The organism is Quadrisphaera setariae, from assembly GCF_008041935.1.
In the GTDB taxonomy this organism is placed as follows: Bacteria; Actinomycetota; Actinomycetes; order Actinomycetales; family Quadrisphaeraceae; genus Quadrisphaera; species Quadrisphaera setariae.
The window spans coordinates 267,887-288,456 of the sequence record NZ_VKAC01000005.1 but is presented as its reverse complement, the minus strand read 5'-3'; the positions used below and the strand labels follow the sequence as shown (position 1 = coordinate 288,456).

Sequence of the window (20,570 nt, the reverse complement as noted above, 5' to 3'; positions counted from 1 at the left end):
GGCACTCGCGCGGGAGAGTGCTGGCTCGCCCCCGGAGCAGGTAGGGGTCAGCGGGCGCCGTAGGCCCGCACGGCGGCGCGGACGGCGGTCAGGGCCGCCTCGTCGACGCGGTCGGCCGGCTGGTCCGAGGACCCCAGGCGCGAGCCGACCACGTCCTCCGGCACGTCGGCCGGGGCGCAGCCGCGCAGGGCTGCCTCCTCGCGCAGCACCGCCCAGACGCGGACCACGGCCTCCCGGGCGCGCTCGTGGGAGGCGTCGGGAGCGGCCTCGCGCACCACGGGGACCAGCCAGTCGGCGTCGAAGGTGCCGGCCGGCGGGCCGAAGACCCGCTCTCCTGAGACCCAGTCACCTGGGGGCACCTCCCGCTTGCGGGGGACGAGCGGGCCACCGCCAGCAGCCACGGCGGTCAGCTGGTGGAGCAGGACGACGACGCAGCGCCACCGCGACCCGACCCGCCCGTGGGCGTGAGGCCGAGGTTGGTGCGCAGCTCGCGCGGCAGCGAGAAGACGAGGTCCTCGGTGGCGGTGCGGACCTCCTCCGGCTCTCCGTAGCCGCGCTCGGCGAGGGAGGCCAGCACGTCGTCGACGAGGATCTCCGGCACCGAGGCGCCCGAGGTCACGCCGACCACGTCGACGCCGTCGAACCACTCGTCGCGCAGCTCGGCGGCGGAGTCGACCCGGTAGGACGACGTCGCGCCGTTCTGGAGGGCCACCTCGACGAGGCGGACGGAGTTGGAGGAGTTGGCCGAGCCGACCACGATGACGAGCTCGGCGCGCGCGGCCACCTTCTTCACCGCCACCTGGCGGTTCTGGGTGGCGTAGCAGATGTCGTCCGAGGGCGGGTCGGCCAGCTGCGGGAACTTCTCGCGCAGGCGGCGGACGGTGTCCATGGTCTCGTCCACGCTGAGCGTGGTCTGGGAGAGCCAGACGACCTTGGAGGGGTCGGGCACCTCGACGGCGTCGACCGAGTCCGGCCCGTCGACCAGGGTGACGTGGTCGGGGGCCTCACCGGCGGTGCCCTCGACCTCCTCGTGGCCCTCGTGGCCGACCAGGAGGATCGAGTACCCGTCGCGGGCGAAGCGCACGGCCTCGCGGTGCACCTTGGTGACCAGCGGGCAGGTGGCGTCCAGGGTCTGCAGCGAGCGGGCCGCGGCGGCCTCGCGCACGGCCGGGGAGACGCCGTGGGCGGAGAACACCAGGCGGGAGCCCTCGGGCACCTCGTCGGTCTCGTCGACGAAGACCGCGCCGCGGCGGCTCAGCACCTCCACGACGTGCTTGTTGTGGACGATCTCCTTGCGCACGTAGACGGGGGCGCCGTAGTGCTCCAGCGCCTTCTCCACCGTCTCGACGGCCCGGTCGACACCGGCGCAGTAGCCGCGGGGCGCCGCGAGCAGCACCTGCTTGCGGCGGGGCCGCCCCTCAGGAGCCTCGGCTGCGCCGTCCGCAGGGGCGGCGTTCGTCTCCAGCGCTGTCACACCCCCATCGTAAGGTCGCAGCGTGGTGGAAGCCGGAGCGCAGACGGCCGAGCGGGGGGCTCGTGAGCCGTCGTCGACGTCCCCGCAGGCCCTCCCGCCGACCGCCGGGCAGACCAGCGCGGAGCACCCGTGGCCGGTGCGGCTGCTCACCATGAAGATCAGCGACTACGTGGCGAAGATGCCGCAGGTCTGGGTGGAGGGCCAGGTGGTCCAGGCCACCCGGCGCCCCGGGACGACGACGGCGTACCTCACCCTGCGCGACACCGACGTCGACATGTCCCTGCCGGTCAGCGCGCACGTGCGGCTGCTCGACGCGCTGCCCGGGGGGCTCGCCGAGGGCGCCCGCGTGGTGGTGCGGGCCAGTCCCGAGTTCTGGACCAAGCGCGGCGTGCTGCAGCTGCAGGCCACCGACATCCGCCCGGTCGGCGTGGGCGAGCTGCTGGCCCGCATCGAGCACCTCAAGCGGGTGCTGGCCTCCGAGGGCCTGCTCGACGAGCACCGCAAGAAGCCGCTGCCGTTCCTGCCGCGCTGCGTGGGCCTGGTCTGCGGGCGCGCCAGCGCCGCCGAGCGCGACGTGGTGCGCACCGCCAGCGACCGCTGGCCCGGCGTGCGCTTCGAGGTCCGGCAGGTGGCCGTGCAGGGCACCGGCGCCGTCTCGGAGGTCAGCGCGGCCGTGGCGGAGCTGGACGACCACCCCGACGTCGACGTCATCGTCGTCGCCCGCGGCGGGGGGTCCCTGGAGGACCTGCTGCCCTTCAGCAACGAGGCCCTGTGCCGCGCGGTGGCTGCCTGCACCACGCCCGTGGTGAGCGCCATCGGCCACGAGGTCGACAACGTCCTGCTCGACCTCGTGGCGGACGTGCGCGCCTCCACCCCCACCGACGCCGGCCGGCGCGTGGTCCCCGCGGTCGCCGAGGAGCTGGCCGGCCTGGAGGCCGCCCGCGGGCGGCTGCGCCGCACGGTGCTGCGGCTGGTGGAGTCCGAGACCACCGCGCTGGCGCAGCTGAGGTCGCGTCCGGTGCTCGCCGACCCCCGCGCGCTGCTCGCCGAGCCGACCCGCACGGTCACCGACGCCCGCGAGCGCGGGCGTCGGGCGCTGGAGGGTCGGCTGCGCGAGCAGGCGGGAGTGCTGGCCGGTCTGGCCGCCAGCGTGAGCGCGCTGAGCCCCGCGGCGGTGCTGGAGCGCGGCTACGCGGTGCTGCAGACCGACGAGGGCCAGGTGGTGCGCTCCCCCGAGGACGCGCCGACAGGTGAGTGGCTGCGGGCGCGGCTGGCGCGCGGGTCGATCGTCGTCGAGGTGGTCGACTCAGAGGACGAGGACGACGAGGGTTTCGGAGAGGACGACGATGGCTGACGCACCGGCACTGCCCGAGGAGGTCGCGCAGCTCGGTTACGAGCAGGCGAGGGACCAGCTGGTGGAGGTGGTGCGCCGCCTGGAGACCGGCGGCGCGAGCCTGGAGGAGTCGCTGCGCCTGTGGGAGCGCGGTGAGGCGCTGGCGACGCGCTGCCAGCAGTGGCTGGACGGGGCGCGCGAGCGCCTGGAGGCGGCACGCGCCCAGGGCTGAGGTCAGCCGTCGGTCAGGGCGCTGCTGGCCGCGTCGCTGGGGCTCGCCGGGGCCGTGGCGCTGGCGGTCGGCGCGCTGCCGACCGCGGCGACCGCAGCCTGCGCGAGGGCGTCGAGGGAGGCCTCGCTCCCGCGGCTGGTGACGGCCAGGGCCGGACCCCCACCGCTGCTGGAGGGGTCGCTGACGAGGGTGGTGCTGCGGGGGTCGGTGGTGGTCCACACCTCCCAGGTGCGGCCGGCGACCTCGCGCGTGCCGTCAGAGGCGGCGTCCTGACCGGCGATGCCCCGCACCCACCCCGGGGTCGCGGCCGCGGTGGCGCTGATGCCGCCGTAGGCGCCGGCGGGGTCGAGGTAGCCGGCCTCGAAGGTGGGCAGGCCCTCGTCGACGTCAGGCCCGAAGCGGGTGGTGGAGGCCTTCCAGCCCTCGGGCAGCTGCGGCGCGGACAGCGGCACGCCAGCGGCGCTGGCCTGCGCGGCTGAGGCGGCGACGTCGGCCGGGGGGCGCTGGTCCCCCTGCGGGCGCGCGGTGAGGAAGAAGACCACGAGCACCAGGCCCAGCACGAAGAGCACCGTCCGCAGCATGTCTCCGGAGGTCTCGAAGCCGCGGGGGCGCTTGCCGGACGGCGGCGCCGCCGGCGCCCGGCCGGGCGCCGGCGGCGATGACGACGGCGCGGGGCCGGGTGCTGCCACGGGCTCGCTCACACCCCCATGCTCGCACTCGGCGCGGAGGGGCCCTCCTGCTCAGCCGCTACAGTCCGCTCCCAGCGCTCGTGCTCGCGGGCGCCGGACAGGAGGGTCACCCGTGAGCTCGGTGCTCGTGATCGGCGAGGCGCTGGTCGACGTCGTCCACTCCTCGGACGGCGGGGTCCAGGAGTACCCGGGCGGCAGCCCGTTGAACGTGGCCATCGGCCTGTCGAGGCTCGGACGCCCCGCGCAGCTGCTGGCGCACCTCGGTGACGACGCGCGCGGTGAGGTGGTCCTCGCGCACCTGCGCGCCTCGGGCGTCGAGGTGGTCGAGGGCACCGTGCGGCCCGGCGCCACCTCCACCGCGCAGGCGACGCTGGGCGCCGACGGGTCGGCCACGTACGTGTTCGACATCACGTGGGAGCTGCCGGAGGGGGCTGCGCTCGACGCCGCGCTCCCGGAGAGCGCCGCGGCCGTGCACACGGGGTCCATCGGCTCCTGGTACGAGCCGGGCGCCGCGGCCGTGAGCCGGCTGGTGCAGCGCTACCGCGACACCGCCACCACGACGTTCGACCCGAACCTGCGCCCCTCCCTCATGGGCGACCCGTCGCTGGTGCGCCAGCGCATCGACGCGCTCGTGGAGCACTGCGACGTGGTGAAGCTGTCCGACGAGGACGCCGACTGGCTCCAGCCCGACGGCGACCACGAGGCGCTGCTGGCCTCGTGGCTGGAGCGCGGGGCGTCCCTGGCCGTGCTCACCCGGGGTGCGGAGGGCCTGGTGGCCCTGTCCCGCAGCGGCCGCGCCGAGGTGAAGGCGCCGAAGGTGGTGGTGGCTGACACCGTGGGTGCCGGCGACTCCGTGATGGCAGCGCTCATCGACGGGCTGGCCGAGCACGACCTGCTGGGCGCCGACAAGCGCCAGGCGCTGCGCGACATCTCGGCCGACGACGTCCAGACCCTGCTCGTGCACGCCGCCCGCGTCGGCGCCGTCACCGTCTCCCGCCCGGGTGCCGACCCGCCGTGGCGTCGGGAGCTGCTGGGCGTCTGACCAGGGAGCAAGCGCCACGGGGCGCCTGTCGATCACGGCGGGCGCCCCGTGCGCGTCTAGGGCATCATGCGGCCGTGCCCGTTCTGCCTCCCTCAGTCCGCCCCGACAGCCCGCCGCCCTCCGAGGGCCGGCCCTCGACCCCCGCGCAGGCGTGGGCCGCCCTCGCCGAGGGCAACGAGCGCTTCGCCGTGGAGCGCAGCTCCGGCGCGGGGAGCGCCTCGCGCCGCGCCGAGCTGGTCACCGAGCAGCGCCCGTTCGCCCTGGTCGTGGGGTGCTCGGACTCCCGCGTCCCGGCCGAGTTCGTCTTCGACGCCGACCTGGGCGACCTCTTCGTGGTCCGCACCGCCGGGCACGTGGTGGACGCCGCGGTGCTGGGCTCGGTCGAGTACGGCGTGCAGGTGCTGGGCGTACCGCTCGTCGTCGTCCTCGGCCACGAGCGCTGCGGCGCGGTGGCGGCGGCCCTGGACGCCCTCGACGGCGGGTCGGTGCCCGGCGGGTACGTGCGCGACATCGTCGAGCGCGTCGCCCCGAGCATCCTGTGGGCCCGCCAGGGCCGCGCCCGCGACGACGACCCGACCGCGGAGGCCGCGATCGTCGGCGCCTCCCACGTGCGGGCCACGGCGAACCTCCTGCGCGAGCGGTCGGCGGTGCTGGGAGCTGCCGTCGCCGAGGGTCGCGCCGCCGTGGTGGGCGCCGCCTACGAGCTGGCCACCGGCCGGGTGTCGCTCCTGGAGGGTGCGGACTCCGTCTCCGCCTCCTGACCAGCGCGCCTCAGCGAGGCCACCGTGCCGGGAGCCGCTGACGGCTCCCGGCGCGGTTCTGCGACGATCGGTGCCATGGCTGAAGAGAAGGTCACGCAGGACGGCGCCGAGTACCGCATCGAGCACGACACCATGGGCGAGGTCCGCGTGCCCGCGGCCGCGCTGTGGCGCGCGCAGACGCAGCGCGCCGTGGAGAACTTCCCGATCTCCGGCACCCCCCTGGAGCGCAGCCACATCGAGGCGCTCGCCCGGGTGAAGAAGGCCGCTGCGCTGGCCAACGCCGAGCTGGGCGTGCTGCCGCAGCCGGTGGCCGACGCCATCGCCGCCGCAGCGGAGGAGGTGGCCACCGGCGCCCACGACGACCAGTTCCCCGTGGACGTCTTCCAGACCGGCTCGGGCACGTCGTCGAACATGAACGCCAACGAGGTCATCGCGACCCTCGCCAGCCGCTCGCTGGGCGAGGCGGTGCACCCCAACGACCACGTCAACGCCTCCCAGTCCAGCAACGACGTGTTCCCCACGTCCGTGCACGTGGCCGCGACCTCCGCCGTCGTCAACGACCTGGTGCCGGCGCTGGAGGTGCTGGCCGCCTCCCTGGAGGCGAAGGCCTCCGAGTTCGCCGAGGTGGTGAAGTCGGGCCGCACGCACCTCATGGACGCGACCCCGGTCACCCTCGGCCAGGAGTTCGGCGGCTACGCCGCCGCGGTCCGCTACGGCGTGGAGCGCCTGCACGCGGTGCTGCCGCGCGTGGCGGAGGTGCCGCTGGGCGGCACCGCCGTCGGCACGGGCATCAACACCCCCGCTGGCTTCCCGCAGCGGGTCATCGAGCTGCTCGCGGAGGACACCGGCCTGCCGCTGACGGAGGCGCGCGACCACTTCGAGGCGCAGTCGGCGCGTGATGGCCTGGTGGAGCTGTCCGGGCAGCTGAAGACCATCGCGGTCTCCCTCACGAAGATCAACAACGACCTGCGCTGGATGGGCTCCGGCCCCAACACCGGCCTGGGCGAGCTGCGCATCCCCGACCTGCAGCCCGGCTCCTCGATCATGCCGGGCAAGGTCAACCCGGTCATCAACGAGGCTGTGCTCATGGTGTGCGCCCGCGTCATCGGCAACGACGCCACCGTCGCGTGGGCCGGCGCCTCCGGCGCCTTCGAGCTCAACGTGCAGATCCCCGTGATGGCCCTGGGCGTGCTCGAGAGCACCCGCCTGCTCGCCAACGGCTCCCGCGTGCTGGCCGCCAAGGTGGTCGACGGGCTCGAGGCCGACGTCGAGCAGGCCCGCCACTACGCCGAGGCCTCCCCGTCGATCGTCACCCCGCTCAACCGCGTCATCGGCTACGAGGCAGCGGCCAAGGTCGCCAAGCACGCCGTGGCCAAGGGCGTCACCGTGCGCCAGGCGGTCATCGACCTCGGCTTCGTGGAGCGCGGCGAGGTCACCGAGGCCCAGCTCGACACCGCCCTCGACGTCATGTCGATGACGCGGCCCCCGTCCAAGGCCTGATCCCGCACCGCGGCGGAGCGCTGAGGGCCCGCAGACCAGGCGGTCTGCGGGCCCTCAGCGCTCACCGGAGGTGGCGCGGCGCCGGTCGGTGCCGGCGCGCGTCAGTACCAGTTGACGGACTGGCTGTGCGCCCACGCGCGGCACGGGGTGCCGTAGGAGGCGGCGATGTAGTCGAGTCCCCACGCGATCTGCACGCGCGGGTCGGTCTGCCAGTCCGCGCCGTGGGAGGCCATCTTGCTCCCCGGCAGCGACTGCGGGATGCCGTACGCGCTCGACGTCGGGTTGTCGGCAGACCAGCTCCAGCCGGACTCCTTGGTCCACAGCCTGTCGAGGCAGGAGAACTGGTCGGCGCCCCAGCCGTGAGCGGCGACCATCGGTGCGGCCACCGCGCGAGGGTCGGCCTGGGCCGCGGCGAGCTGTGCTGCGGCCTCCTCGGCGAGGCGCTGGGCCTCAGCGGCGGCGCGCTGGGCCTCGGCGGCGCTCACGGCCGCCAGGGCCTGCGAGGCCGGCACCTGGGAGGCCCTGGTGGTCTGGGAGGCGTCGGCCGAGTCGGCGGACTGCTGCCCCACCAGCTCCTGCACGCGCTGCTCGGCCTGCGCCACCGGGTCCGCGGGGTCAGCCGGCGCGGCGGAGGACGGGTCTGCGGCCGGGGACGGGGCGGTCGAGGACGGGGCGGCGGGCTGCGCCGCGGCGAGGCGGTCCTCGCTGCGGCTCGCCGACCCTCCGCGCTCGCTGACCAGCTCTGCCTGCAGCGCCACCACCTCGGGAGACGACGCCGACGACGACGCGCCCGCCCCCTGAGACGCCCCGGGCAGGCCCGAGGACCCGGCGGAGCGCCACACCTGCGCCACCTGCTGCGCCACGAAGGCCTGCTTGGCCTCAGCGGCGGCCTCCTGCTTGGCCGGACCCACCAGCGCTCCACCGGTGACGGTGAGCGCCACGGCGCCGAGGGCTGCCGCCCCCGCGGTGATGCGCAGCGGCACGGGCGTCGGACGGCGGGCTTCCCCTGCTCGGCGGGCGGCAGGACGACGGGGGTGGAGCACTCAGGGCCTTCCGGGCGGCGCACCTCGCACGCGGCGCGCAGGAGTGCCCCGGGTGGTCCGCTGGGACCCGGGGGAAGGGCGGGCCTGGTGCGAGGACGCAGGGTCAGGGGGCCGGCGCGCGCGGTGGCAGGCGGGCTCCCCGGGAGACCCGGAGCGCTGTCGTCGCCGACAGTGCCATCCGGGTGCCCGGTCTGTCCAGGTTCAACCACCCTCGTCCGTCCGGGTGACCGGGCCCCCCACGGAGGGTGACCTGGTCAGCCCGGGCGGTGACGGACCCCCGTGAGGGCTTCGTCACACCTCGAGGACGTCCATCATCTCCGTGACGAGCGCCGCCACCGGAGACCGCTCGGACCGCGTCAGCGTGACGTGGCCGAACAGCGGGTGGCCCTTGAGCGCCTCGATGACCGCGGCCACGCCGTCGTGGCGGCCCACGCGGAGGTTGTCGCGCTGGGCGACGTCGTGCGTGAGGACCACGCGCGAGTTCTGCCCGATGCGCGACAGCACCGTGAGCAGCACGTTGCGCTCCAGGGACTGCGCCTCGTCGACCACCACGAAGGCGTCGTGGAGGCTGCGGCCGCGGATGTGGGTCAGCGGCAGCACCTCGAGCAGCCCGCGCGCCATGACCTCCTCCACCACGGCGGGGCTGACGAGCGCCCCCAGGGTGTCGAAGACGGCCTGGGCCCAGGGGTTCATCTTCTCGGCCTCGGAACCGGGCAGGTAGCCGAGCTCCTGGCCGCCGACCGCGTACAGCGGCCGGAAGACCATGACCTTGCGGTGCTGCCGGCGCTCCATGACGGCCTCGAGCCCTGCGCACAGCGCCAGCGCCGACTTGCCGGTGCCGGCGCGCCCGCCCAGGGAGACGATGCCCACCGACGGGTCGAGCAGGAGGTCGATGGCGATGCGCTGCTCGGCGCTGCGGCCGTGCACGCCGAAGACCTCGCGGTCGCCCTTGACGAGGTGGACCTGCTTGTCGACGCCGACGCGGCCCAGCGCGGAGCCGCGCGGCGACAGGAGCACCAGGCCGCTGTGGCACGGGAGGTCGCGGGCGGGCTCGAGGTCGAGCGCGCCGTCGTCGTAGAGCCCCTGCACCTGCTCGGTGGTCGCGTCGACCTCCACCACCCCGGTCCAGCCGGTGTCGACGGGCCCGGACGCCACGTACTCCTCGGCGGCCAGGCCGACCGCGGACGCCTTGACGCGCATCGGGAGGTCCTTGCTGACCACGGTGACGCGGTGGCCCTCGGCGGCGAGGTTGGCGGCCACCGCGAGGATGCGGGCGTCGGCGTCACCGAGGCGGAACCCGTCGGGCAGGCCCGCCGGGTCGGTGTGGTTGAGCTCCACCACGAGGGTGCCGCCGTCGTCCCCGACCGGCACCGGCGCGTCGAGGCGGCCGTGCTTGATGCGCAGGTCGTCCAGGAGGCGCAGCGCGGCGCGGGCGAAGTAGCCCAGCTCGCTGTGGTGCCGCTTGCCCTCGAGCTCGGTGATGACCACCACCGGCAGCACCACCTGGTGCTCGGCGAAGCGCAGCAGCGCCTTCGGATCGGCCAGCAGCACGGAGGTGTCGAGCACGAAGGTCCGCACGGTCGGCGCCGTCGAGGGCACCGGCGAGGAGACGGACTGCTGGACGGCCGAAGCGTCGCTCACGAGACCGACGCTAGCCCCGATGACCGACACCGCGCGGGAGGACGGTGAGGAACGCCCGCTCGGGTGACGGTCCGTCACCGCCTCGGCCGCACCGGCGTCAGCTGCCGTAGCGGCGCTCGCGCTGCTCGTACGCCCGCAGCGCCCGCAGGAAGTCGACCCTGCGGAAGTCGGGCCAGTAGGCCTCGCAGAAGTAGTACTCGCTGTGGGCGCTCTGCCACAGCAGGAAGCCCGACAGGCGCTGCTCCCCGGACGTGCGGATGACGAGGTCGGGGTCGGGCTGGCCCGCCGTGTACAGGTGCTCGGCGATGTGCTCGACGTCGAGCACCTCCACCAGCTCCTCCAGCGTGGTGCCCCGGGCGGCGTGCTCGGACAGCAGCGAGCGGACGGCGTCGGCGATCTCCCGCCGGCCGCCGTACCCGACGGCCACGTTGACGTGCAGGCCGGTGTGCCCGGCGGTGGCCTTGGCGGCCTCCTCCACGGTGCAGCGCGTGCTCGAGGGCAGCAGGTCGAGCGCCCCCACCGGGTGGACGCGCCAGCGGCCGTCGCGGGCCAGCCTGTCGACGGTGTCCTCGATGATCGCCAGCAGCGGCTCGAGCTCTGCCGGGGGGCGCGTGAGGTTGTCGGTGGAGAGCATCCACAGCGTCACCACCTCCACGCCGACCTGCTCGCACCACTCGGTGAGCTCGAGCACCTTGTCGGCGCCGGCCTGGTGGCCCGAGCGGGTCTCGAAGCCGGACGCCTTCGCCCAGCGGCGGTTGCCGTCGAGGATCACGCCCACGTGGCGCGGGGCGCGGCTCGGGTCGACCGTGGCGGCCAGTCGCCGCTCGTACCCCCGCTCGAGCACCGCGCGCACCGGGGCCCGCAGCGCCCTCAGGCGCGGCGCGACCCACTGCCGGGCGCACTGAGCACCGCGGAGCGCGCGAGCGCGCGCACCGTCGTCCGCTGCGACCACGACCGCCTCCTGTCCGACGTGCGCGAGCCTAGGTGGTCCGCCGCGCGCCGCTCACCCAGCGTGCGCCCGGGGACGCTCAGAACCGCTCGAGCTTCTCCTTGCGGACGGTGAACCCGTGGCCGGTCTTGGAGTTCTCGCAGGTCATCCCCACCTTGTCGCTCACGCTCGTGCACGTCAGGGGTTCCAGGGTGATCGACGACCCGTAGGGCAGCTTCGGGGCGCTCGGGTCGGCGATGGTGTCGCCCACGCAGAGCGGCTGCGCATCGCCGCCGCCCACGCCCACGCTGCCGTAGCCGTCACCGTCACCGCCCCAGTCGCCCTCGCTGCAGCCGCCCTCCGGCTCGTCCTCGGCCCAGAACTGCTCGGCCAGGTCGCAGCGGGCGTAGGGGTCTGCGCCCTGCACCGGGGCGAGGTAGCAGGAGATGTTGCCGGTCGGCGAGGTGAACGTGGTCATCGACGTGACGACCGTGGTGGTCGGCGCTCCGCTGGCCGACGGTCCCGCGGTGGAGGACGGGGACGACGAGGAGGGCTGCGCCGACGCGCTCGCGCCGGCGGACGACGCACCGCCGTCCTGCGGCGCGTCCGCGCCGCTGCACCCCGCGAGCAGCCCGCCCAGCAGCACGACCCCGGCCAGCGCTGCGGGGCCGACCAGCCGGCGGCGGCCGGGGGTGGTCGAGCGGAAGCGACTGGTGGTGCGGGCCGAGCGGGTCACGGCTCCATCGTGGGCCAGGCGCCCGCGCGCCACGGGCGAACCGGGCATCTCCTCCGTGGTCGCCCCGGCGCGGCTCAGCGCGCATCTGTGTGATCGTCGCCACGAGCTCACAGCCGACGCCCCGTCGAACTCCGCGGGGCCAGGCGCTCAGGCGCAGCTGCGCAGCTGCAGGCCCGGACGCACGAGGTCGGGGTCGGGGCCCACCGCGTCGGCGTTCTGGGCGTAGAGCGCGCGCCAGCGCGCGTCGACGTCGGCGTCGCTGGCGGCGGGGCCCAGCTGGGACGCGGCGAGCGACCACAGGGAGTCGCCGGGGGCCACGACCAGCTCGCAGACGACGCCGGAGGCGGCCTCGCTGGGCAGCTGCGCCGGCGAGGCGGGGGGCGGGGAGCCCGGGTCGTCCGTGGTCGGCGCCGCCGACGTCGTGGGGGCGGCAGAGGGAGGCGGCGACGACGACGGGGGCGCTGAGCTGGACGCCGCTGGGGAGGACGATGACGGCGCCGGCGTCGAGGACGGCGGGTCGCTGGGCGTCGCGGTGGCGGTCGGCTCCGCGCCCACCGCCGCCGCGCCGGGGGTGTCCGCGGCTCCGTCACCGCGCGCCAGCACGAGCACCACCAGCGCCGGAGCCGACGAGACCACGGCCAGGAGCACCAGGCCCGCCAGCGGCACCAGGGCCGCGCGGCCGGGCGCCGCGGTGGCTCGCGGCGCCCCGGACAGCGGCACCCTCACGAGCACCTGCGGGGGCGTCGGGGGCCGCAGCGCGGCGAGGCTGGCCAGGACCACGGCCGCGAGCAGACCCACCACGGCCAGCAGGCCCGTCAGGCGCAGCGCCAGCAGCCAGCCGCCGGAGAGCGCGTCCGCCCGCCAGGCGACCAGGGCGACCAGCACGAGCAGCGCCACCGCAGCACCGCCGGCGATGCGCCATGCCCGTGCGTCCACGCCACCTCCGCGCTCGGCGCCCGGCGAGGCGCCCTCCGACCGCCGGGTGACGCCCGGCAGATCCGTCACTCTAGGTGCGCGGCGAGTCCGGGGAGTCCGGTTCGTGGCGGTGCGTCCCCGCCGCACGGGCCTCACGGGCCTCGCCCCTCACCTCGCCCTGGACCACGTCGTGGGCGGACGCCGCCTCGGCGGCGCGGCGCTCGTCGTCGTCGTGATCGACGACGGAGGAGTCGAGGGAGCGCTCGCGCAGCGCCTCCTCGCGGGCCGCCAGAGCGGCCTCCTCCACCGCGCCGCGGTGGCGGATCCGCCGCATGCGGTGGACGAGGTTGACGATGAGCAGGATCGAGACGAACACCACCGCGGCCGTGGCCAGGAAGCCGAGCACGCCCGGCGTCACGGTGTTCGGGTCGAGCTGTCGCGGCCCGTCGGTCGGGGCCGGCACCGGGTTGGGGCCGAGGCCGCCCAGGAGGACGGTGGCGCTGGTCAGCGGGCCCAGGAGCGGGCTCACGCCGCGCTGCCGGCTGCCAGGTGCTCGCGGACGCCGGTGAACAGGTCGTCCTCGACCTCGCCCTCGGCGAGGGCGGGCAGGCGGACGCGGGAGCGGGCCAGCTCGAAGTCCTCCGTGGGCCACAGGCGGGCCTCGAGGTCGCGCCCGGCGGCGAACCAGAACCCGTCCGGGTCGATCTGCGTGGCGTGGGCGAGCAGGGCGGCGTCGCGGTGGGCGAAGAACTCCGCCACCAGCACGCGGGTGGTGACGGGGCGCTCCTCGCGCTCCTCCCAGCGCTTCATCCACTCCGTGTACGGCGACTCGCCGCGCTCGCGCAGCAGGTGCTCGTGGATGGCCAGGATCCGGCCGCGCGACATGGTGTTGTAGTACAGCTTCAGCGGCGTCCAGGGCTCGCCCTCGGCCGGGTAGGCGTCGGGGTCCCCCGCGGCCTCGAAGGCCGCCACGGAGACCTTGTGGCACATGATGTGGTCGGGGTGGGGGTAGCCGCCGTTCTCGTCGTACGTCGTCATGACGTGCGGCTTGAAGCGCCGGACCACGCGCACCAGGGCCTCGGCGGCCACGTGCACCGGCTCCAGGGCGAAGCAGCCCTCCGGCAGCGGCGGCAGCGGGTCGCCCTCGGGCAGGCCCGAGTCGACGAAGCCCAGCCACTCGTGCTGCACGCCGAGCGCGGCTGCGGCCGCGGCCATCTCCTCCCGGCGGACCTGCGAGATGTCGCGCAGCACGCGGGGGTCGTCGGCGAGCTTGGGGTTGAGGATGGAGCCGCGCTCGCCGCCGGTGCAGCTGACCACCAGCACCTCGACGCCCTCGCTGACGTAGCGGGCGCACGTCGCGGCGCCCTTGCTCGACTCGTCGTCGGGGTGGGCGTGGACGGCCATGAGCCGCAGCGGCTCGGTGGGGCGGGGCAGGGGACTGCTCACGGGAGGTGACCTCCGGGTGCACGGGTGGGGGACAATCATCTCCCACGCTCGTCACAGCGCAGCACCCGTCGACGCAGGAGCACCCGTCCGTGAGCAGCACCCCGCACGCCGCGCCGACCCGGCCCGCCGGGCGCTACGGGACCCGCGGCCCCCTGCGGCGCCGCGCCCGGCTGGTGGTGTCGGTGGTGCTGGGCCTGGCGCTGGCGGCGTGGGCGGTGTGGGCGGGGCTGGGCGACGCCTCCTCGCACGTGCAGGCCTCCGAGCAGAGCTACCGCGTGGTGGACGACTCCTCGACCATCGTCGTCTTCAGCGTCTCCAAGCCCGCGGACGAGGCCGTCGTGTGCCGCGTACAGGCGCTCAGCTCCACCGCCGCCGTGGTGGGCCTGCAGGAGGTGCCCGTCGGCCCCCAGGACGGCGCCGCGAGCGTGCACACCGTCACCGTGAAGACGCAGCAGCGGGCCGTCACGGGCGTCGTCGACGACTGCGTCCCCGCCTGAGCGCCTGCCGACCGGGAGCCGGCCGGCGGGCTGCCCGCGTCGCCAGCCGGGACGGGCACCGCTGGTAGCCTCGTCGTTTCTGCCCCAGACCGGCCAGCGTCGTCCTGGCCGCGGAGCACAGCCCTGAGACCGACCGAGGAGGACCGGTGTCCGACACCACGCCTGCCACCACCTGGCTGACGCAGGAGGCCTACGACCGCCTCCAGGCCGAGCACGCCCACCTGACCGGGCCGGGCCGGCTCGAGATCACGCAGCGCATCGACGCCGCGCGCCAGGAGGGCGACCTCAAGGAGAACGGCGGCTACCACGCCGCCAAGGACGAGCAGGGGAAGATGGAGGCCCGCATCCGCCAGCTCGAGCAGCTGCTGCGCGACGCGCAGGTCGGCCAGGCCCCCGCCGCCGCCAGCGGCGTCGTCGCTCCGGGCACCGTGGTCTCGGCCACCGTGAACGGCAGCATGAAGATGCGCTTCCTGCTGGGCAGCCGCGAGGCCGTCGGCACCACCGACCTCGACGTGTACAGCGAGAAGTCGCCCATCGGCTCGGCGGTGCTGGGCAAGAAGAAGGGCGACTCGGCCAGCTACACCGCGCCGAACGGCAAGGAGCTGTCCGTGGTGGTGGACGACGTCGAGGCGTACGCCGGCTGACGCGCCCACCCGCGACGCGAGAGGCGCCCCACCCGGACCGGGTGGGGCGCCTCTCGCGTGCTGGAAGGGGTCAGCGGGCTGCGGAGCGCTTGAACTGGCGGGTCGCCAGCGGCAGGAAGACCGCGACGAGCACCACGGACCAGATGAGCGTGTACAGCGCCGCGTGCTCCAGCGGCCACGCACCGGACCCGCCGGCGAGCGAGGGGTTGCCGAAGAGGTCGCGGCTGGCCTGGGTGACCGCTGAGACGGGGTTCCAGTCGGCGATGACGCGCAGCACCGCGGGGAAGTTGTTGGTGGGCACGAAGGTGTTGGCGATGAAGGTGATCGGGAAGATCACGATGAAGCTGACGTTGTTGAACACCTCCGGGCTGCGCACCAGCAGGCCGACCAGCGCCATCACCCACGAGCACGCGTAGGCGAAGAGCAGCAGCAGCGCGAACCCGGCCAGCGCCTCGAGCGGCGAGGTGGTGATGCGCCAGCCCACCGCCAGGCCCGTCGCCGTCATGATGATGATCACCAGGACGTTGGTGACGACGTCGGAGGAGGTGCGCCCCACGAGCACCGCCGACGGTGCGATGGGCAGCGACCGGAACCTGTCGATGATGCCCTTCTGCATGTCGTCCGCCAGTCCGCTGCCCGTGACGGTGGCCCCGAAGATCACGGTCTGGGCGAAGATGCCCGGCACGAGGAACTCCGCGTAGCTCGTCCCCGCTGGCACCGGGATGGCGCTGCCGAAGACGAAGACGAAGAGCAGGATGAACATGATCGGCGAGATGAGCGTGCCGACCAGCAGGTCCGGGACCCGCTTGACCTTGATGAGGTTGCGCTGGGCGATGGTCGCCCCGTCGCTGATGGCCGACCCGAGCGCGCTCACGCCCCCACCCCCGCCTTCTGCTCGTCGGTGCTGCCGGCCTCGTCGGTGCGCTTGCCGGTGAGGGTCAGGAACACGTCGTCCATGGTGGGCCGGCGGGTGCCTGCGTCGGACAGGTGGACACCGCGCTGCTGCAGCTGCGCGAGCAGGCCCACCAGCACGGCGGCCCCGCCCTCCACCGGCGCCGTCAGGCGCCGGGTGTGCGGCTCGACCTCGACTTCGCCGACGGCGACCGCGGCGAGCAGGGAGCGGACGGTGTCGAGGTGGGCGGCGTCGTCGACGACGAGCTCGACCCGTTCCCCACCGACCTGCGCCTTGAGCTGGTCGGACGTGCCGCGGGCGATGGCGCGGCCGTGGTCGATGACGACGATGTCGTCGGCGAGCAGGTCGGCCTCCTCGAGGTACTGAGTGGTGAGCACCACGGTGGTGCCGCCCCGGACCATGCCCTGCAGCAGCTCCCACATGTCGGCGCGGCTGCGCGGGTCGAGACCGGTGGTGGGCTCGTCGAGGAAGAGCACGGGCGGGTCGTTGACCAGCGCCCCGGCCAGGTCGAGGCGGCGGCGCATCCCACCGGAGTAGCCCTTCACCGGCCGGTCGGCGGCGTCGGTGAGGCTGAAGAGCTCCATCAGCTCGCGAGCCCTCTGCGCGGCCCGCCGGGAGCCCAGGTGGTAGAGCCCGCCGATCATCCGCAGGTTCTCGAAGCCCGTGAGGTACTCGTCGACGGCGGCGTACTGCCCGGAGACGCCGATGCGCCGGCGCACCTCCTGCGGGTCGCGCCGCACGTCCACCCCTGCTACGTGCGCCTCGCCCGCGTCGGGCTCGAGCAGCGTGGTGAGGATGCGCACCGTGGTGGTCTTGCCGGCGCCGTTGGGCCCCAGCAGGCCCAGCACCGTGCCCTCGGGCACGTCGAGGTCGACCCCGTCGAGCGCGCGGGTCACCCCGCCGCCCCTCCCCGGTCTGCCGTACGTCTTCACCAGTCCCCTGGCCCGCACCGCGAGCCCCTGGCCGCCGCTCGTCACGTCGTCGTCCCCATCACGTCCAGCACGCTAGGGCCGGCCACCGACGACCGGGCCGCCGGACGCGCCCGTTCAGCCGACGTGCACCTCGTAGCCGGCTCGCCTCAGCGCCGCGACCACGCCCTCGGCGTGCGCGGGGCCCTGCGTCTGCAGGCGCAGGTCCACCTCCACCTCGTCGACGGCGGCCCGCTCGGAGGTGCGCCCGTGGCCGACGTCGATGACGTCCGCGCCGACCTGCGCCACCAGCGCGAGCAGCGCCGCCAGCGCGCCGGGCCGGTCGGGCACGCGGCGCACCGCGAGGGTGAGGAAGCGACCCGCGGCGGCCATGCCGTGGCGGATGACGCGCATGAGCAGCAGCGGGTCGACGTTGCCGCCGGAGACCACCACGCCCACCGGCGGCTCGTAGGCGGACGGGTCCGCCAGCAGGGCGGCGACGCCCGCCGCTCCCCCGGGCTCCACCACCAGCTTGGCCCGCTCGAGCAGGAGGAGCAGCGCGCGGGAGACGTCCTCCTCGGAGACGGTGACGACGTCGGTGGGGGCCATCAGCGCCCGCACCACGCCGAACGGCACGTCCCCGGGCCTGGCGACGGCGATGCCGTCCGCCATGGTCGACATCCGCTCCAGCGGCACGGGCCTCCCCGCCGCGAGCGAGCCCGGCCACGCGGCGGCCTGCGCCGCCTGCACGCCCACCACGCGCACGTGGGGCGCCACCCCCGACAGCGCCGCGGCGGTCCCCGCCAGCAGGCCCCCGCCGCCCAGGCACACCAGCACCGTCCGCAGCCCGGCGACCTGCTCGACCAGCTCCAGGCCCACCGTCCCCTGGCCCGCGACGACGTCGGGGTGGTCGAAGGGGTGCACGAGCACCGCGCCGGTGGCCTCCACGTGCTCGCGGGCCGCGACCAGCGCCTCGTCCACCGTGGTGCCCGCCAGCTCCACGCGGGCGCCGTAGCGCCCCGTCGCCTCCAGCTTGGGCAGCGAGGCGCCCACCGGCATGAAGACGGTGGCGGGGGCGCCCAGCTCGCGGGCGGCGATGGCCACGCCCTGCGCGTGGTTGCCGGCGCTGGCCGCCACGAGCCCACGGCTGCGCTCGGCCTCGGACAGCCGCGCCGCGCGCACGTACGCGCCACGCACCTTGAAGGAGCCGCCGCGCTGGAGGTTCTCCAGCTTCAGGTGGACCGGGCCGCCGACGAGGTCGGACAGCGCTCGGCTGCGGACCACCGGTGTGCGCCGCACCACGTGCTCGAGCAGCGGGCGGGCCGCCAGCACGTCCTCCGGGCCGACCGGCGGCACGAGCGTCACCGGGTCACCGGGCGCCGTCGTCCCCGGCGCGCTCGTCCAGCCGTCCGGGGGCGGGCGGCTCGCCCTCCTCGCGGGCCTGGCGGGAGGCCACCTCGTCGGCGTCGCGGCGCTGCGCGTCGGACGTGGCGGCACCGCCCTCCCCGCCGTCGTCGTCCTCGTCGTCGTCGTCGTCGAAGTGCTTGACGAGGCCCTTCGGCAGCGCCGCATCGCCCCTGACCAGGTAGACGACGACCGTGTTGGCCACTGCGATGATCGGCACCGCGAAGAGCACGCCGGGGATGCCCGCGAGGGTGCCGCCTGCGGCGATCGCCACGAACACGGCCAGCGGGTGCACGGAGACGGCCTTGCCCAGCAGGATCGGCTGCAGCACGTGGCTCTCGAGCTGCTGCACCGCCAGCACCACGCCGAGCATGATCAGCGCGGTGACGGGTCCCTGCGACACCAGGCCGACCAGCACCGCCACGGCTCCGGTGACCACGGCGCCGAGGATCGGCACGAAGGCACCGAGGAAGACCAGCACGGCGAGCGGCACGGCCAGCGGGATGTTCAGGAAGAAGGCGCCCAGGCCGATGCCGATCGCGTCGACGGCGGCGACGATGATCGTGGCCCGCACGTACGAGGTCAGCGTCACCCAGCCGCGGTGCATGGCGGCGTCGAACGGCGCCTCAGCGGGGCCGGGCAGCAGGCGCACCAGCCAGGACCACACGCGGCGGCCGTCCCACGTGAGGAAGATCGTGAAGAAGAGCACGAGGAAGCTGCCGGTGAGCAGCGTCGCGGCGGTGCCGCCGACCGCCACCGCGCCGTTGATGAGCGACTGGCTGTTCTCCTGCAGCGCGGTGCGCGCCTGGGTGATGTAGTCGTTGATCTGCCCCGTCGACAGGCCCAGCGGTCCGTTGGACAGCCACGTCTGCAGCTGCGTGATGCCCTGCGACGCCGACTGCGCGAGGTCGTCGAAGCCCGAGGCGATCTGCGTCACGACCAGGGTGAACAGCCCGACGATCAGCGCGATGCCCAGCAGCAGGCTCACCAGCGTGGCCAGCACCCGCGGCCAGCCGTGCCGGTCGAGGAAGTCGACGAACGGCACGAGCAGCGCCACGAGCAGCAGCGAGACGAACAGCGCGACCGTCAGCTCGGAGAAGTACGCCAGCACCCGGCCGACGCCGTAGAGCACGACGGCGACGACGACGATGCGCCACGCCCACGCCGCCGAGACCCTCACCGGGAACGGGACGGCGTCCGCGGCCGAGCGCTCGGGGCGGGGCGTGCGGGTCAGTCGGCTCTGGGTCGGTGGCACGCCCGCCAGTGTGGCGGGGGTGTCACCCGAGTGCGCGGTCGAGGTCCCCGATCAGGTCGTCGAGGTCCTCGAGACCCACCGAGAGGCGCACCAGGTCGTCCGGGACCTCCAGCGCCGAGCCCGCCACCGACGCGTGCGTCATGGCCGCCGGGTGCTCGATGAGCGACTCCACGCCCCCGAGGGACTCGGCGAGGGTGAAGACCTGCGCGCGCTCGCACACCCGCAGGGCCTTCTCGCGCGAGCCCACGCGGAAGCTGACCATGCCGCCGCCGCGGCGCATCTGCTTCGCGGCGACGTCGTGGCCGGGGTGGCCGGCCAGCCCGGGGTGCAGCACGGAGTCGACGCCCGGGTGCTCGGACAGCCACGCCGCGACGGCCTCGGCGGAGTCGCAGTGGCGCTCCATCCTCACCGCGAGGGTCTTGAGGCCGCGCAGCACGAGCCACGCGTCGAACGGGCCGGCGACCGCGCCCATCGCGTTCTGGTGGAAGCCGACGGCCTCGGCGACGGCCTCGAGGTGGTCGCCCTGCCCGACCACCAGCGCGCCGCCGACCACGTCGGAGTGGCCGCCGCAGTACTTGGTGGTCGAGTGGACGACGACGTCCGCACCCAGCGCCAGCGGCTGCTGCAGGTAGGGGGTGGCGAAGGTGTTGTCGACGGCGAGCAGCGCGCCGGCGTCGTGCGCGACGGCTGCGAGCGCGCCGATGTCACCGACGGTCAGCAGCGGGTTGGTGGGGGTCTCGGCCCACACGAGCTTGGTGCGGCCGGGCTGCACGGCGGCGGCCACCGCGTCGGCGTCGGAGATGTCGGCGGGGGTGTGCTCCACGCCCCAGCGGCCCAGCACGCGGGCGATGAGGCGGTAGGTGCCGCCGTAGGCGTCGTCGGGGACGACGACGTGGTCGCCGGGGGTCAGCACGGCGCGCAGCAGCGTGTCCTCGGCGGCCAGGCCGGAGGCGAACGCGTACGCGGAGCGGCCGCCCTCCAGGGAGGCCAGGCACTCCTGCAGGGCGTCCCGGGTGGGGCTGGCGGACCGGGAGTACTCGTAGCCCGAGCGCAGGCCGCCGACGCCGTCCTGCTTGTAGGTGGTGGAGACGCTGATCGACGGGATCACCGCGCCGGTGCGCGGGTCGGGCTCGGAGCCCGCGTGGATGGCGCGCGTGGAGAACCCGGACCCGGACCAGTCGTGCTGCTCGCTCACGCCTCCGAGGCTAC

The 20,570-nt window shown here is 75.0% G+C and carries 22 protein-coding genes; 7 read left to right on the top strand and 15 right to left on the bottom strand.

The window, feature by feature from the left end; genetic code table 11:
- Window positions 1–47: 47 nt before the first annotated feature.
- Window positions 48–401 carry a hypothetical protein gene (locus FMM08_RS10255; RefSeq protein WP_147926253.1) on the bottom strand — a complete coding sequence of 118 codons (354 nt, stop codon included), beginning with the start codon at window positions 399–401 and terminating at the stop codon, window positions 48–50.
- 5 nt (window positions 402–406) lie between these two features.
- Window positions 407–1,495: a 4-hydroxy-3-methylbut-2-enyl diphosphate reductase gene (locus tag FMM08_RS10250; RefSeq protein ID WP_369431702.1), complete on the bottom strand. Its 1,089-nt coding sequence runs from the start codon at window positions 1,493–1,495 to the stop codon at window positions 407–409.
- 1 nt (window position 1,496) lies between these two features.
- Between FMM08_RS10250 and xseA the strand changes: the two genes are divergently transcribed.
- Window positions 1,497–2,828 (top strand): exodeoxyribonuclease VII large subunit, encoded by a 1,332-nt coding sequence (gene xseA, locus FMM08_RS10245; protein ID WP_255472244.1) that lies wholly within the window; start codon window positions 1,497–1,499, stop codon window positions 2,826–2,828.
- Window positions 2,821–3,039 carry an exodeoxyribonuclease VII small subunit gene (locus tag FMM08_RS10240; protein WP_147926251.1) on the top strand — a complete coding sequence of 73 codons (219 nt, stop codon included), beginning with the start codon at window positions 2,821–2,823 and terminating at the stop codon, window positions 3,037–3,039. Before xseA ends, FMM08_RS10240 begins: the two co-directional genes overlap by 8 nt.
- Before the next feature lie 2 nt (window positions 3,040–3,041).
- Here the strand turns inward: FMM08_RS10240 and FMM08_RS10235 are convergent, their stop codons facing one another.
- Window positions 3,042–3,740, bottom strand: a complete 699-nt coding sequence (locus tag FMM08_RS10235) for a DUF4245 family protein (protein WP_222710629.1) — start codon at window positions 3,738–3,740, stop codon at window positions 3,042–3,044.
- Window positions 3,741–3,840: 100 nt separating this feature from the next.
- Here FMM08_RS10235 and FMM08_RS10230 point away from each other — a divergent pair, with 100 nt between their 5' ends.
- The 3 genes from FMM08_RS10230 (at window position 3,841) to FMM08_RS10220 (ending at window position 7,031) form a co-directional block, all read left to right on the top strand.
- Window positions 3,841–4,770 carry a carbohydrate kinase family protein gene (locus tag FMM08_RS10230; protein ID WP_222710628.1) on the top strand — a complete coding sequence of 310 codons (930 nt, stop codon included), beginning with the start codon at window positions 3,841–3,843 and terminating at the stop codon, window positions 4,768–4,770.
- Between the two features lie 74 nt (window positions 4,771–4,844).
- A complete protein-coding gene (locus tag FMM08_RS10225) occupies window positions 4,845–5,531 on the top strand; it encodes a carbonic anhydrase (RefSeq protein WP_255472242.1) in 687 nt (228 codons plus the stop codon).
- Between the two features lie 75 nt (window positions 5,532–5,606).
- A complete protein-coding gene (locus FMM08_RS10220) occupies window positions 5,607–7,031 on the top strand; it encodes a class II fumarate hydratase (protein ID WP_147926248.1) in 1,425 nt (474 codons plus the stop codon).
- A 101-nt stretch (window positions 7,032–7,132) separates the two neighbouring features.
- Here FMM08_RS10220 and FMM08_RS23370 read toward each other — a convergent pair whose 3' ends face one another.
- The 7 genes from FMM08_RS23370 to mca form a co-directional block, all read right to left on the bottom strand.
- On the bottom strand, window positions 7,133–8,014 hold the full coding sequence (locus FMM08_RS23370) for an aggregation-promoting factor C-terminal-like domain-containing protein (protein WP_222710627.1): 882 nt from the start codon (window positions 8,012–8,014) through the stop codon (window positions 7,133–7,135).
- A 351-nt stretch (window positions 8,015–8,365) separates the two neighbouring features.
- Window positions 8,366–9,673: an RNA 5'-3' helicase PhoH2 gene (gene phoH2 / locus FMM08_RS10210; RefSeq protein ID WP_369431701.1), complete on the bottom strand. Its 1,308-nt coding sequence runs from the start codon at window positions 9,671–9,673 to the stop codon at window positions 8,366–8,368.
- A gap of 139 nt (window positions 9,674–9,812) precedes the next feature.
- Window positions 9,813–10,568 (bottom strand): isoprenyl transferase, encoded by a 756-nt coding sequence (locus tag FMM08_RS10205; RefSeq protein WP_147926347.1) that lies wholly within the window; start codon window positions 10,566–10,568, stop codon window positions 9,813–9,815.
- 175 nt (window positions 10,569–10,743) lie between these two features.
- A complete protein-coding gene (locus FMM08_RS23005) occupies window positions 10,744–11,379 on the bottom strand; it encodes a hypothetical protein (RefSeq protein ID WP_187279675.1) in 636 nt (211 codons plus the stop codon).
- A 147-nt stretch (window positions 11,380–11,526) separates the two neighbouring features.
- Entirely contained in the window at window positions 11,527–12,315 is a 789-nt protein-coding gene (locus FMM08_RS10195; RefSeq protein WP_147926245.1) for a LysM peptidoglycan-binding domain-containing protein, read from the bottom strand.
- A gap of 70 nt (window positions 12,316–12,385) precedes the next feature.
- Entirely contained in the window at window positions 12,386–12,823 is a 438-nt protein-coding gene (locus FMM08_RS10190) for a hypothetical protein (RefSeq protein ID WP_147926244.1), read from the bottom strand.
- Window positions 12,820–13,698, bottom strand: a complete 879-nt coding sequence (mca, locus tag FMM08_RS10185) for a mycothiol conjugate amidase Mca (RefSeq protein ID WP_147926346.1) — start codon at window positions 13,696–13,698, stop codon at window positions 12,820–12,822. Before mca ends, FMM08_RS10190 begins: the two co-directional genes overlap by 4 nt.
- Window positions 13,699–13,829: 131 nt before the next feature.
- On the opposite strand from mca, the gene FMM08_RS10180 reads away from it, so the two are divergent.
- Together FMM08_RS10180 and greA are read left to right on the top strand one after the other, a co-directional pair.
- Window positions 13,830–14,237, top strand: a complete 408-nt coding sequence (locus FMM08_RS10180) for a DUF4307 domain-containing protein (protein WP_187279674.1) — start codon at window positions 13,830–13,832, stop codon at window positions 14,235–14,237.
- Between the two features lie 146 nt (window positions 14,238–14,383).
- The gene (gene greA / locus FMM08_RS10175) at window positions 14,384–14,881 is read left to right on the top strand and encodes a transcription elongation factor GreA (RefSeq protein ID WP_147926242.1); all 498 of its coding nucleotides are present in this window, start codon (window positions 14,384–14,386) and stop codon (window positions 14,879–14,881) included.
- A gap of 70 nt (window positions 14,882–14,951) precedes the next feature.
- Here greA and FMM08_RS10170 read toward each other — a convergent pair whose 3' ends face one another.
- From FMM08_RS10170 to FMM08_RS10150, 5 genes are all read right to left on the bottom strand, one after another.
- On the bottom strand, window positions 14,952–15,755 hold the full coding sequence (locus FMM08_RS10170; protein WP_147926241.1) for an ABC transporter permease: 804 nt from the start codon (window positions 15,753–15,755) through the stop codon (window positions 14,952–14,954).
- The gene (locus tag FMM08_RS10165) at window positions 15,752–16,690 is read right to left on the bottom strand and encodes an ATP-binding cassette domain-containing protein (RefSeq protein ID WP_255472234.1); all 939 of its coding nucleotides are present in this window, start codon (window positions 16,688–16,690) and stop codon (window positions 15,752–15,754) included. The genes FMM08_RS10170 and FMM08_RS10165 overlap by 4 nt, the downstream gene beginning before the upstream one ends.
- 150 nt (window positions 16,691–16,840) lie before the next feature.
- Complete coding sequence (gene ilvA / locus FMM08_RS10160) at window positions 16,841–18,067, bottom strand: threonine ammonia-lyase (protein ID WP_222710624.1); 1,227 nt, start codon at window positions 18,065–18,067, stop codon at window positions 16,841–16,843.
- Window positions 18,068–18,071: 4 nt separating this feature from the next.
- Window positions 18,072–19,361 carry an AI-2E family transporter gene (locus FMM08_RS23365; protein ID WP_222710623.1) on the bottom strand — a complete coding sequence of 430 codons (1,290 nt, stop codon included), beginning with the start codon at window positions 19,359–19,361 and terminating at the stop codon, window positions 18,072–18,074.
- A gap of 22 nt (window positions 19,362–19,383) precedes the next feature.
- Complete coding sequence (locus FMM08_RS10150) at window positions 19,384–20,556, bottom strand: cystathionine gamma-synthase (protein ID WP_147926238.1); 1,173 nt, start codon at window positions 20,554–20,556, stop codon at window positions 19,384–19,386.
- Between the last annotated feature and the right edge of the window lie 14 nt (window positions 20,557–20,570).